Raw genomic sequence first — 12699 nt, 5'->3', positions numbered from 1 at the left:
AGGTCCCGCAGCTGGCCCCGAACGCATCGGAAGGCAGGCCCCCGACATGGTTGAACGGTATGTGTTGTCCATCGACCAGGGCACCACCTCCACCCGATGCATCCTGTTCGACCACCGCGGGCGCCTGGTGTCGGTCGCACAGCGCGAGCACCAGCAGCACTTCCCCAAGCCGGGATGGGTGGAGCACGACGCCCTGGAGATCTGGCGCAACCTCCAGCGCATCGTGCCGCAGGCCCTGTCCGAGGCGGACATCACCCCCGAGGAGGTCGCCGCCATCGGGATCGCGAACCAGCGGGAGACCACCGTGCTGTGGGACCGCGCCACCGGCACCCCCCTGGGGCGGGCCATCGTCTGGCAGGACACCCGCACCGCGCGCCAGGTCGACGAGCTGTCGCTGGAGCCGGGCTCGGAGTTCTTCATGGAACGCTGCGGCCTGCCGCCCTCCACCTACTTCTCCGCGCCCCGCCTTCGCTGGAGCTTCGAGAACTCCCCGGGCCTGCGGGAACGCGCCGCGGACGGCGACGTGCTCTTCGGCACCATGGAGACCTGGCTGCTGTGGAACCTCACCGGCGGACCCGACGGCGGTCTGCACATCACCGACGTCACCAACGCCAGCCGCACCATGCTGATGAGCATCCGCTCGCTGGCCTGGGACGACGAGCTGCTGGACTTCTTCGGCGTGCCCCGCGCGATGCTCCCGGAGATCCGCGCCTCGGCCGAGGTCTACGGGGAGGCCAAGGTCGTGCTCCCCGGAGTCCGTCTCGCCGCCGCCCTCGGCGACCAGCAGGCCGCGCTGTTCGGGCAGACCTGCTTCTCCCCCGGCGAGGCGAAGTGCACCTACGGCACCGGCAGCTTCCTGCTGCTCAACACCGGCGACCGCCTCGTGCGCTCGACGCACGGGCTGATCACCACCATCGCGTACAAGATCGACGGGCAGCCCGCGGTGTACGCGCTGGAGGGCCCGATCGCCGTCACCGGCTCCCTCGTCCAGTGGTTCCGCGACCGGCTCGGCCTGATCAACAGCGCCCCGGAGATCGAGACCCTGGCGCGCACGGTCGAGGACAACGGCGGCTGCTACATCGTCCCCGCCTTCTCCGGGCTGTTCGCCCCGCACTGGCGCAGCGACGCCCGCGGGGTCATCGTCGGCCTCACCTCGTACATCACCAAGGGCCACCTGGCCCGCGCCGTCCTGGAGGCCACGGGCTGGCAGACCCGCGAGGTCGTCGACGCGATGAACGCCGACTCCTCGATCGCCCTGAAGGAGCTCAAGGTCGACGGCGGCATGACGGCCGACAACCTCCTCATGCAGTTCCTCGCCGACGTGCTCGACGTCCCCGTCGTCCGCCCCATGGTCGCCGAGACCGTCTCCCTCGGCGCCGCCTACGCCGCCGGCCTGGCCGCCGGTTACTGGCCGGACCTGAAGGTCCTGCGCCGCAACTGGCACCGCGCCGCCCAGTGGCTGCCCGCGATGGAGCCCGCGCGGCGGGAGACCGAGTACGACAGCTGGAAGCGCGCCGTCGAACGCTCCGTCGGCTGGATCCAGCCCCCGCGGGCCTCGTGACCCGGTCCGGTGGGAACACAGCCGTGCCAATGCGTGCTCGCGATGTGCTCGTGCCGGGCAGAATGGCGGGGCCGATCACCAGCCTGGGGGGCCGACGTGACACTGTTCCTGATCGAGACCGACGCGCGGTGGGCGCAGCACTCCGGTGAGGAGGGGCACTACGGCGCCCCGGAATGGGGCCCGGAGGACCTGGAGCGCGCCGCGGTGTTCCTGGCCGAACTCCCCGCACAGACCCTGCGGGTGTTCCAGTACCTGCTGCGCAACCCCGGGCGGAGCATCCACTGCACGGAATTGGTGGACGAGGTCATGGGCGGGCCGAACGAGGGCAACCCCGCGCACCACGTGGCGGGTGTGCTGTCCGGGATGAGCAAGGCACACGGCAACAGCGGGCGGCGCCTTCCCTTCCACTGGTGGCAGGCTCCGGAGGGCAGCATCGGCGCGACGTACGCGGTCCGCCCTTCGGTGGCGGCCGTGTTCCTGGCCGCCCAGCCGGGCGGGTGACTCCGCCATTCCGAAGCGGCAGAGCCTGGTCGCACCGGCCGGCTGCCAGGGTCACCGCCGAGATCGGGGTACGGGGGGCATGCCCCCGGGGTTGGTGGGGGGACCTGCTGTGCGGAGTCTGATGCGTTGTGCTGTCCTCGTGGCCGTCGCGGCGATGTGCGCCGGCTGCGGCAGCCGTCCGGGGGCGGCGAAGGCAACCGAAGACAGGTCGCTGGGCAAGGGAGAGCTGACGAGGGCCCTGCTCCGGGACTCGGACGTTCCGGGGCTCAGTGCCGACGTCGGGCCGGGGATGCCGCTGTTCGACCCGGACGATGTGGTGACCGCGTCGCCGCCCAGGTGCCAGCCGCTGGCCGACATGATGAGTGCGCGTCCGCGCCACGCGCGAAAGGCGCTGGTGTGGGAGACGCTGGACGGCGTGCGCGGCGCCGGCGGGACGACGTCGGGGAGCCTGGCGCTGAGCAGCCACACCGAGGCCGAGGCGCGGGCCTGGGTGGCGGAGCTCAAGGAGGCGGTGCCCGAGTGCGGCGGCTTCAGGGCCAGGTCCGCCGCGGGCTGGGAGTACGGTTTCACGGTCAAGGACGTGGCACCCGTCGAGGCCGGCGACGAGGCGGTGTCCTACCTGATCACGAACGCGTCCGCGCCCGGTGGCAAGGGCAATGTGGAGTCCGTCGTCCGCACCGGCGGCACCTTGTCGCAGTTCCTGCTGCCGCAGGGTGAGGGCGATCCGGTGGCGGTGCCCGAGGCCGTCGCGCGCCGCCAGCACGAGCGACTGCTGGACGTCCGAGGGTGACGCGTAGCCCCCTTCAGGTGCACGCCGTCAGGGCCCGTAGGTAACGCCGCCGGAAGAACCGCTGCGCCAGGAGCAGCACCGGGAACAGGACCCGCCACGGACCGTGCGGAGCGGCGCGGGTCAGGGAGCGGATCGTCAGTGAGACCGCGCCGTCCGGGGAGCGGTGGACCACGAAGGCCTCCTCGCCGGAGACGGGGTGCCCGGGCAGCGTCCCGTAGGCGAAGCCGCATCGCTCAGGTGCGTCCACCACCGCCACCACCCGCACGGGCTCCCGCACGGCGAACGGGCCGAGGCCCGCGGTGATCCAGTACTCGGCTCCCGCGGCGACCCGCTCACCGGCGCCGTCACAGCCCGTCACGGTGAAGCCGCTGCGCCGCTTGACGCCCCAGCGCAGCACGGCGTCCGCCGCGGCGCGCCAGTCCGCGTCCCCGTGGCCGATGACGACGGTGCGGGAAAAGGGGCGCAGGCCCGCGCCCTCCGGCGACCACGGCTCCTGCGCGGGGCGCGTCGCCCCGACAGCGGCGTAGGTGAGCGCACCGGTCGGGGAGCGGCTCGTACTGCGTCCGGCCATGAGACTCCTCTTCGGACGTGGCCACTCCAGCACGGTACGGCCCAGGGTGCGCGACGCGGCGCCGGGCCGGCGGCTTCACGCCGTCGGCCCGGACCGGACGGGCTAGAGGTTCGGGAGGTTCTTGCGGAGCTCGAACGCCGTGACCTCGGAGCGGTACTCCTCCCACTCCTGCTTCTTGTTGCGGAGGAAGAAGTCGAAGACGTGCTCGCCGAGCGTCTCGGCGACCAGTTCGCTGCGCTCCATGAGGTGGATGGCCTCGCCGAGGTTCTGCGGCAGGGGCTCGATGCCGAGAGCGCGGCGCTCGGCGTCGGACAGGGCCCAGACGTCGTCGTCGGCACCCGGGGGGAGCTCGGCGCCCTGCTCGATGCCCTTGAGGCCGGCCGCGAGGAGTACGGCGTAGGCGAGGTAGGGGTTGGCGCCTGAGTCGAGGGAGCGGACCTCGACGCGGGTGGAGCCGGTCTTGCCGGGCTTGTACATCGGGACGCGGATCAGCGCGGAGCGGTTGTTGTGGCCCCAGCAGATGTACGAGGGGGCCTCGCCGCCGGCGCCCGCGGGACGGTTGGCGCCGCCCCAGATGCGCTTGTAGGAGTTGACCCACTGGTTGGTGACCGCGGAGATCTCGCCGGCGTACTTCAGCAGCCCGGCGATGAAGGAGCGGCCGACCTTGGAGAGCTGGTACTCGGCGCCGGACTCGTGGAAGGCGTTGCGGTCGCCCTCGAAGAGGGACAGGTGGGTGTGCATGCCGGAGCCGGGGTGCTGGCTGAAGGGCTTGGGCATGAAGGTGGCGTTCACGCCCTGCTCCAGCGCGACCTGCTTCATGACCAGCCGGAAGGTCATGATGTTGTCGGCGGTGGACAGCGCGTCCGCGTAGCGCAGGTCGATCTCCTGCTGGCCGGGGGCGCCCTCGTGGTGGGAGAACTCCACCGAGATGCCCATCGACTCCAGCATCGTGATCGCCTGCCGGCGGAAGTCCTGGCCCACGTTCTGCGGCGTGTGGTCGAAGTAGCCGGAGTTGTCGGCCGGGACCGGGACGGTGCCGTCCAGCGGCAGGTTCCTCAGCAGGAAGAACTCGATCTCGGGGTGCGTGTAGAAGGTGAACCCCAGGTCGGAGGCCTTGGCCAGGGACCGCTTGAGGACGAAGCGCGGGTCCGCGTACGACGGGGAGCCGTCCGGCATGAGGATGTCGCAGAACATCCGGGCGGTGCCGGGCGCCTCGGCGCGCCAGGGCAGGATCTGGAAGCTGCCGGGGTCCGGCTTGGCGATCATGTCGGACTCGTACACCCGGGCGAAGCCCTCGATCGCCGAGCCGTCGAAGCCGATGCCCTCGTCGAAGGCCTGCTCCAGCTCGGCCGGCGCGACCGCCACGGACTTCAGATAGCCCAGCACGTCCGTGAACCAAAGCCGCACAAAGCGGATGTCCCGCTCCTCAAGGGTGCGGAGAACGAACTCCTGCTGCTTGTCCATAGCTACATCCTTGCAGGTCATACCACCTGTGCACCACAGCCAATAGGCATGGCGGGGCACGCCAGTATCACCCGCCGCGGTTTCGACCAGATTACGCATCCGTCGCGCCGCTCCGACAGTCGGAACGACAAGACGTGGGCCGCGCCACACAGCGCGCAGCCGGACATCGCGTCGGTCTGACGATTACACTGGGCGCCGTGCCTCAACTACGCCTCGCTCTGAATCAGATCGACTCCACCGTGGGCGACCTCGCCGGCAACGCGGAGTCGGTGGTGCGCTGGACCCGGCACGCCGCCGAACAGGGAGCCCACCTCGTGGCGTTCCCCGAGATGGTGCTGACCGGGTACCCCGTCGAGGATCTCGTGCTGCGCTCCTCCTTCGTCGAAGCCAGCCGGACCGCCCTGGAGCAGCTCGCGGCCCGCCTGGCCGCGGAGGGCTTCGGGGACCTGCCGGTGATCGTCGGCTACCTCGACCGCAGTGAGAAGGCCCAGCCGCGTTACGGCCAGCCGGCCGGCTCGCCCCGCAACGCGGGCGCCGTGCTGCACGGCGGGAAGGTCGTGCTGAAGTTCGCCAAGCACCACCTCCCCAACTACGGCGTCTTCGACGAGTTCCGCTACTTCGTGCCCGGTGACACCCTGCCGGTGATCCGGGTGCACGGGGTCGACGTCGCCCTCGCCATCTGCGAGGACCTCTGGCAGGACGGCGGCCGTGTGCCCGCCGCCCGCACCGCGGGGGCCGGTCTGCTGGTCGCGATCAACGCCTCCCCGTACGAGGTCGCCAAGGACGACACCCGGCTGGAGCTGGTGCGCAAGCGGGCCCAGGAGGCCGGCTGCACCCTCGCCTACGGCGCGATGATCGGCGGCCAGGACGAGCTGGTCTTCGACGGCGACTCGATCGTCGTCTCCGCCGAGGGCGACGTGATCGGGCGCGCCCCGCAGTTCGAGGAGGGCTGCGTCCTGCTCGACCTCGACCTGCCGGCCGCCGACCCCGCCAAGGTGCCGGGCGGCATCGCGGACGACGGTCTGGAGATCGAGCACGTCACGCTCTCCGCCGAGCCGCTCCCGGCCTACGAGCCGGAGGTCCGCGGCGAGGAGGCGCCCCGGCTCGGCGACGACGAGGAGATCTACACCGCGCTCGTGGTCGGCCTGCGTGCCTACGTCGCCAAGAACGGCTTCCGCTCGGTGCTCATCGGGCTGTCCGGCGGCATCGACTCGGCCCTCGTCGCGGCCATCGCCTGCGACGCGGTCGGGGCGGCCAACGTGTACGGCGTCTCCATGCCGTCGCGGTACTCCTCGGACCACTCCAAGGACGACGCCGCCGAGCTCGCCCGGCGCACCGGGCTCAACTTCCGCACCGTCCCCATCGCCCCGATGTTCGACGCCTACATGGGCGCCCTCGGGCTCACCGGCCTCGCCGAGGAGAACCTGCAGTCCCGGCTCCGCGGCACGATGCTCATGGCCATCTCCAACCAGGAGGGGCACATCGTCCTCGCCCCGGGCAACAAGAGCGAGCTCGCGGTGGGCTACTCCACCCTGTACGGCGACTCCGTCGGCGCGTACGGGCCGATCAAGGACGTCTACAAGACCACCGTCTTCCGCCTCGCACGCTGGCGGAACGAGGCGGCAGGCGAGCGCGGCCAGACCCCGCCGATCCCGGAGAACTCCCTCACCAAGCCGCCGAGCGCGGAACTGCGGCCCGGTCAGGTCGACACGGACTCCCTGCCGGACTACGACGTGCTGGACCGGATGCTGGCGATGTACGTCGACCAGGACCAGGGGCGCGACGCGATCGTCGCCGCCGGGTTCGACGCGGAGCTCGTCTCGAAGGTGCTGCGGATGGTGGACACGGCGGAGTACAAGCGGCGGCAGTATCCGCCGGGGACGAAGATCTCGGCGAAGGGGTTCGGGAAGGACCGGCGGCTTCCGATCACGAATCGCTGGCGCGAACACGCCTGACGCTTCGCGTCCGGACCGGGGAGGCTTGTTCCCCGCCCGCCCGCCCGTGTGCCCCGTGAAGTCTGGGCGCCCCGACGCGCGTACGGGGTGGGCCGGGTGCGGGGCCTCCGGGGCTGCACGTCCTGGACTGGGATATTTACGCGCGTTTCCAGCACCTGCTCATCCCGTCCCTGCCCGGATGGCGCGCACAAATATCCCGCACCGTCCAGAACATCCACCCCTCCGACCCCGCCCCCTCCGTCTCCATATGCGCCTGATCCCCGGTGGGGGTGTGGGGGCGGTTCGGGTGACCGCGGTTGCCTGACTCCGCCCCGGCGGCCTGCCGCGCGAGCGCTGGCCCCGCGGACCGCGCCGGAGGGGGTGGGGGCGGTCCGGGTGACCCCGGTCGCCTCACTCTGCCCCGGCGGCCTGCCGCGCGAGCGCTGGCCCCCTCGGACCGCGCCGGAGGGGGGTGGGGGCGGTCCGGGTGACCGCGGTTGCCTGACTCTGCCCCGGCGGCCTGCCGCGCGAGCGCTGGCCCCGCGGACCGCGCCGGAGGGGGGTGGGGGCGGTCCGGGTGATTGTGGTTGCCTGACTCCGCCCCTTCGGCTTGCCGCGAGAGGGCTGGCCCCCTCGGACGGCGCTGCGCCAACGGGCGGCCCCGGGCACGGTGCCGCCACTACCCCCCACCGGGGATCAGGCGCATGACGAAACGGAGGGGGCGGGGTCGTAGGGGTGGGCGTTCTGGACTGTGGAGCATATTTGGGTGCATGACCCGGGGTGATCAGTTGAGGGTGCCGGAGGCACCTAAATGTGCTGTCCAGAATGCCCAGCCCCGGAGGCCCCGCACCCGGCACCCCACAAAACGCGCGCCGGGGCGCCCAGACCTCACAGGGCACACGGGCGGGAGGGCGGGGAAAAAACCTACCCGGACAGCCCGGCGCTAGCCGACGCGCTCGGGCGCCCCCCGCACCGCCCCCGCCGCCACCACCCGCGACGCGGACCCCCCGGAACGGCGCTCGAGCAGCACCGCCGCCCCCGCTATCACGACTCCGCTCACCGCGAGCCCCGCGCCCGCGACCGCGGGCGCGACGTAGCCGAGCCCGCTCGCGATGACGAACCCGCCGAGCCACGCACCCCCCGCGTTGGCCAGGTTGAACGCCGCCTGGTTCGCGGCGGAGGCCAGCCCGGGGGCGTGCCGGGCCTTGTCCATGACGAGCATCATCAGGGGCGAGCCCGCGGCGAACGCGGCGATCCCGAGGAGGACGACGCTCAGCGCCGCGCTCCACCGCGCGTGCGAGGTGACCGTGAACAGCAGCAGGACCACCGCGAGCGCCGCGAGGCTGCCGAGCAGGGCGGGCCGCAGCGCCCGGTCGGCGAGGCGCCCGCCGAGCAGGTTGCCGATGGTGGCGCCGACGCCGAAGAGCGCCAGCACGATCGTGACGCTGCCGTCGCCGAACCCGGCGACCTCGGTGAGCAGCGGCGTGACGTAGCTGTAGACCGTGAAGACCGCGGCGAAGCCGAAGATCGTGGTGGCCAGCGCCAGCCAGACCTGTGCGTTGCGGAAGGCCGACAGTTCGTGCCGCAGTCCGCCGCCCGGCGCCACGGGCATGCGCGGGACGAGGAGCGCGATGCTGGCCATGGCGACGAGACCGATCACGCCGACGGTGAGGAAGGTGGCCCGCCATCCCAGGTGCTGGCCCATGAGCGTGGCCGCGGGGACGCCCACGATGTTGGCGACGGTGAGCCCGGCGATCATGAGCGAGACCGCGCGGGCCCTGCGCGCCGGGTCGACCATGCCGGCCGCCACGACCGCGCCGGCGCCGAAGAAGGCTCCGTGCGGCAGCCCGGCGAGGATGCGTCCGGCCAGCAGCCAGCCGAAGCCGGGGGCGAGCGCGGACAGGGTGTTGCCGACCGTGAACAGGCCCATGAGCATGATGAGCAGGGCCTTGCGCGGCATGCGCGTGGTGAGGGCGGCCAGCAGGGGCGCGCCGATGACGACACCGAGGGCATAGCCGGAGACGAGGTAGCCGGCGGTCGGGATGGAGGTGTGCAGGTCGTCGGCGACGTTGGGCAGCAGGCCCATCATCACGAACTCCGTCGTACCGATGCCGAATGCGCTGATCGCCAGTGCGAGCAGGGCGAGAGGCATGAGCGACCCTTCCGGGGAGGTGGGGGGCGGGGAGCCCTATAAGTTTATCTGCGGAACAAACTCTCCCCGACCATTCTTCCCGTGGTGTCACCCACAGACGAACGGCGTGTTAAGCCCTCTTGCTACGAAAGTGCCACTTTGGCGGCGACCGGCCGGTGGTCGCTGTCGGTCGGCGGCAGCACCCAGGAGTCGGTGGGCTCCGCGCCCCTCACGAGGATCTGGTCGATCCGCGCCATCGGGAAGTCGGCGGGCCAGCTGAAGCCGAACCCGTGGCCGGCGGCGCCCTGCGTGGAGCGCATCTGCGAGGTGATGTTGGCGAGGGCGCGGTCGTTCATGGTGCCGTTGAGGTCGCCCATGAGGATCACGTCGGGCACCTTCTCGCCGGCGATGGCCTCGCCGAGGTCGTCGGCGCTGTGGTCCCGCTCCCCCGCCGTGAAGCCCGCGTTGAACTTGACGCGCACCGAGGGCAGATGGGCGACGTAGACCGCGGCCTTCCCGTCCGGCGTGGTGATCGCGGCCCGCATGGCGCGGACCCAGCCGAGCCCGATGTCGACCGGGCGCACGCCGGTGAGCGGGTACTTGCTCCACAGCCCGACCGTGCCCTGCACGGAGTGATAGCGGTAAGTGCCCTTCAGTCCCTTCTCGTACGACGGTGCCTGGCCGGCCGCGATCTCCTCCAGGGCGATCACGTCGGCGCCGGAGGCGATGAGGTCGCGGGCGGTGCCGGCGGGGTCGGGGTTGTCGGCGTTGACGTTGTGCGTGAGCACGGTCAGATCGCCGCCACCGGTGTGCTTGTCGGACAGCAGACCGCCGAAGAAGTTGACCCAGACCAGCACCGGCAGCAGGAGCGCGATCAGCGCGGTCGCCGAGCGCCGGAGCAGAGCCACCACGAGCAGTACCGGGATCGCCAGCCCGACCCACGGAAGGAAGGTCTCCAGCAGGCTGCCCACGTTGCCGATCCGGTTGGGCAGCGCCCCGTGAAAGCCCATCACCACAGCTGTGAGGACGGCCAGTACGGCGGTGATGATGCCGCGCCGCCACATGCCGTCCCTGAACTTCTTGACCCAACGCCGGAATCGTCCCGCCGCGCCGGACCCGCGTCGCGGCTCCCCGCCGCCTTCGGTGGTCACATCCGCGTCGTACGCCTGCGCCATAAGGGAAGTCCTCACTGTCTTGCGAAGTGCTCAGTCGACCATAGGGGATCGACACGTGAAGGACGGGGCGCGCCGGGCGGCGGGTTCCCGCGAGGGGCGGCACGTGGGCGCCTGTGACACAACGGGCACATTCCGCCCGTTACGCCCCCCTTCAGCGCACCGCCCGCACGCCGCGCAGCACCGAGTCCACGATCTGCTCGGACAGTCCGTCCGGCAGCGACGCCTCGGGGCGCAGCATCACGCGCGAGAGCATAGGGCCGACGAAGAGGTCGCTGAGGAGTTCCAGGTCGATGTCGTCGCGGAGTTCGCCCTCGCGGATACCGCGGGCCAGGACCTCGGCGACCTGCCGGCGGCGGGTGACGATGACCGTGTCGTGGTAGGCCGCCCACAGCTCGGGAACGTTCTGGAACTGGGCGAGGACGTTGCGCATGAGCGCGGACGACCGCTTCACCAGGGCGCGGCGCCGTATGAACTCCACACAGGTCACCAGGTCGTCCCGGACCGAGACCCCGGCCAGCTCGGGCGCGGTCTCGTCCAGGGACCGCAGGACGTCGAGCATGAGGGCGTCCTTGCCGGGCCAGCGCCGGTAGACGGTGGACTTGCCGACGCCCGCGGCGCGGGCGATGCCCTCCATGGACAGCCCGCCGATGGTGGCGCCCTCCTCGATGAGCCGGAGCACGGCCTCGACGATCGCCGAGTCGGCCTCGGCGCTGCGCGGACGCCCGCGCGGGCACCGGGGCCGTCCGGCCTCGGAGTGCTCCCGCGCGGGCGTCGCAGGTACCGGCACCGGCACCGTCATCGGCCTACCTCGACCGGACGGGCCTCACGCTCCTCGCCGCCCGCGGGGCGCGTCCCCGCGTTCTTGCGCGGCAGGAAGAGCAGCACGACGACCATCCCGAGCAGGGCGACGGCGGTCGAGGCCCAGGCGGTGACGTGGATGGCGTGGATGAACGCGTCGGTGGCGGGGCCGATGAGCGCCTTGCCCGCGGGGCCCATGTGCTCGGCGACGGCACGGGTGGCCTCGATGGACTCGCCGGCCTGGTGCTGTACACCGGCGGGGAGGCCGGTCAGATGGTCCTTGATGCCGTCACGGTAGACCGTGGACATCACGGAGCCGAGGACTGCCACGCCGAGGGCGCCGCCGACCTGCCGGAAGGTGTTGTTGACGGCGGAGCCCGAGCCCGCCTTCTCGCGCGGCAGCGAGGACATGATCGCGACCGTGGCGGGCGGCATGACGTGCGCCATGGCCGTGCCCATCAGGAAGAACAGCAGCTCCAGGATCCAGATCGGGCTGTCCCCGTCCAGCAGCTGGAAGCCGAGGAAGGACAGCGCGATCAGCCCGAGGCCGGCGCCGCAGGTGGCCCGGGCGCCGATGCGGTCGACGACGAGCCGGGCCCGCGGCGCGAAGATCAGCTGGGCGACGGCCAGCGGGAGCAGCAGCAGCCCGGACTCCAGCGCGCTGTACCCGCGCACGCTCTGCATGTAGAAGACCATGAAGAACGTCACGCCCATGAGCGCGAAGAAGACCAGGCCGATCGCGGAGACCGAGGCCGAGAAGGTCGGGTTGCGGAAGTACGCCACGTCGAAGGCGGGGTGTGTGCTGCGCGCCTCGAACCAGACGAACGCGCCGAGGATCAGCAGACCGCCGACGATGGTCGTCCAGGCCTCCGGGGCGCCGAAGTCGGCCAGTTGGCCGCCCTTGATGATGCCGTACACCAGCAGCACGAGGCCGACGATGGACAGCAGCACGCCGATCGGGTCGAGCCGGCCCGGCCGCGGGTCGCGGGAGTCGGGGACGAGCAGCACCATCGCCACCAGCGCGACCAGGATGATCGGCACGTTGACCAGGAAGACCGAGCCCCACCAGAAGTGCTGCAGCAGCAGGCCGCCGGTGACCGGGCCGATCGCGATGGCCAGGCCGACGGCGCCGGTCCATATACCGATCGCCTTGGGCTGCTCCTCGCGTTCGAAGACGTTGATGATGATGGCGAGGGTGGCCGGCATGACGAAGGCGCCGCCGAAGCCCATGACGGCGCGGAAGCCGATCAGCTCCCCGGAGGAGCCGGCGAAGGCCGACAGCACCGATCCGATGCCGAACACGACCATGCCGAAGAGCAGCACCTTCTTGCGGCCGAGCCGGTCGCCGAGCAGGCCGGCGGTGAAGAGCAGGCCGGCGAAGACCAGGGTGTAGGAGTTGATCGCCCATTCCAGCTGGCTCTGGGTGGCACCCAGGCCGGTGGGGGCGGGCTCGGCGATCGTCTTCATCGCCACGTTGAGGATCGAGTTGTCCAGCACCACCACGAGGAGGCTGAGCAACAGGACGCTGAGGATGGCCCAGCGGCGGCGATGGACCGCCTCCGGGACGCTGAGGGGCCGGATCTGCGGCACGTCGGCGGACATGGTTCCACGCTAGACCTGAATTTCGATACGGGACCGTATCGTATTGTAAAAGGTCGGCAAAGCGAAGTGACCGGAGTCCCCATTACCTTGTTGATCAGCCCCGCAATGGGGTGCCCGGCCTCTGGGACGGCATGACTGTTCCCCCCTGTAGTCCGCATGATCTGGGGGGTGG

Annotated in this window: 10 protein-coding genes; 4 read left to right on the top strand and 6 right to left on the bottom strand. The window is 71.3% G+C overall.

Going from position 1 to position 12699, the window contains the following annotated elements:
* Positions 1 to 46 precede the first annotated feature (46 nt).
* From glpK to ACIP98_RS37265, 3 genes are all read left to right on the top strand, one after another.
* Positions 47 to 1561, top strand: coding sequence for a glycerol kinase GlpK (gene glpK, locus ACIP98_RS37275; RefSeq protein ID WP_319662205.1), 1515 nt, complete (start codon positions 47 to 49; stop codon positions 1559 to 1561).
* Positions 1562 to 1657: 96 nt separating this feature from the next.
* On the top strand, positions 1658 to 2062 hold the full coding sequence (locus ACIP98_RS37270) for a DUF6416 domain-containing protein (protein WP_401980670.1): 405 nt from the start codon (positions 1658 to 1660) through the stop codon (positions 2060 to 2062).
* Positions 2063 to 2183: 121 nt separating this feature from the next.
* Entirely contained in the window at positions 2184 to 2852 is a 669-nt protein-coding gene (locus ACIP98_RS37265; protein ID WP_319662207.1) for a hypothetical protein, read from the top strand.
* Between the two features lie 13 nt (positions 2853 to 2865).
* Here the strand turns inward: ACIP98_RS37265 and ACIP98_RS37260 are convergent, their stop codons facing one another.
* Positions 2866 to 3423, bottom strand: coding sequence for a DUF1990 family protein (locus ACIP98_RS37260; protein WP_401980667.1), 558 nt, complete (start codon positions 3421 to 3423; stop codon positions 2866 to 2868).
* Positions 3424 to 3525: 102 nt separating this feature from the next.
* The gene (locus ACIP98_RS37255; protein WP_319662209.1) at positions 3526 to 4887 is read right to left on the bottom strand and encodes a glutamine synthetase family protein; all 1362 of its coding nucleotides are present in this window, start codon (positions 4885 to 4887) and stop codon (positions 3526 to 3528) included.
* 197 nt (positions 4888 to 5084) lie between these two features.
* Between ACIP98_RS37255 and ACIP98_RS37250 the strand changes: the two genes are divergently transcribed.
* Positions 5085 to 6842 (top strand): NAD+ synthase, encoded by a 1758-nt coding sequence (locus tag ACIP98_RS37250; RefSeq protein WP_401980665.1) that lies wholly within the window; start codon positions 5085 to 5087, stop codon positions 6840 to 6842.
* A 922-nt stretch (positions 6843 to 7764) separates the two neighbouring features.
* On the opposite strand, the gene ACIP98_RS37245 is transcribed toward ACIP98_RS37250, so the two are convergent.
* The 4 genes from ACIP98_RS37245 to ACIP98_RS37230 all read right to left on the bottom strand — a co-directional run bounded on the left by ACIP98_RS37245 (position 7765) and on the right by ACIP98_RS37230 (position 12527).
* On the bottom strand, positions 7765 to 8973 hold the full coding sequence (locus tag ACIP98_RS37245) for an MFS transporter (RefSeq protein WP_319662211.1): 1209 nt from the start codon (positions 8971 to 8973) through the stop codon (positions 7765 to 7767).
* Between the two features lie 122 nt (positions 8974 to 9095).
* On the bottom strand, positions 9096 to 10016 hold the full coding sequence (locus tag ACIP98_RS37240; RefSeq protein ID WP_401980704.1) for an endonuclease/exonuclease/phosphatase family protein: 921 nt from the start codon (positions 10014 to 10016) through the stop codon (positions 9096 to 9098).
* A gap of 262 nt (positions 10017 to 10278) precedes the next feature.
* A complete protein-coding gene (locus ACIP98_RS37235; RefSeq protein ID WP_401980663.1) occupies positions 10279 to 10926 on the bottom strand; it encodes a TetR/AcrR family transcriptional regulator in 648 nt (215 codons plus the stop codon).
* Complete coding sequence (locus ACIP98_RS37230) at positions 10923 to 12527, bottom strand: MFS transporter (RefSeq protein WP_319662214.1); 1605 nt, start codon at positions 12525 to 12527, stop codon at positions 10923 to 10925. The genes ACIP98_RS37235 and ACIP98_RS37230 overlap by 4 nt, the downstream gene beginning before the upstream one ends.
* Between the last annotated feature and the right edge of the window lie 172 nt (positions 12528 to 12699).

The sequence above is a fragment of the Streptomyces sp. NPDC088354 genome, from assembly GCF_044753585.1.
Taxonomy (GTDB): Bacteria; Actinomycetota; Actinomycetes; order Streptomycetales; family Streptomycetaceae; genus Actinacidiphila.
The sequence above is the reverse complement of the archived record's forward strand: the minus strand, read 5'-3'. Positions and strand labels throughout refer to the sequence as shown.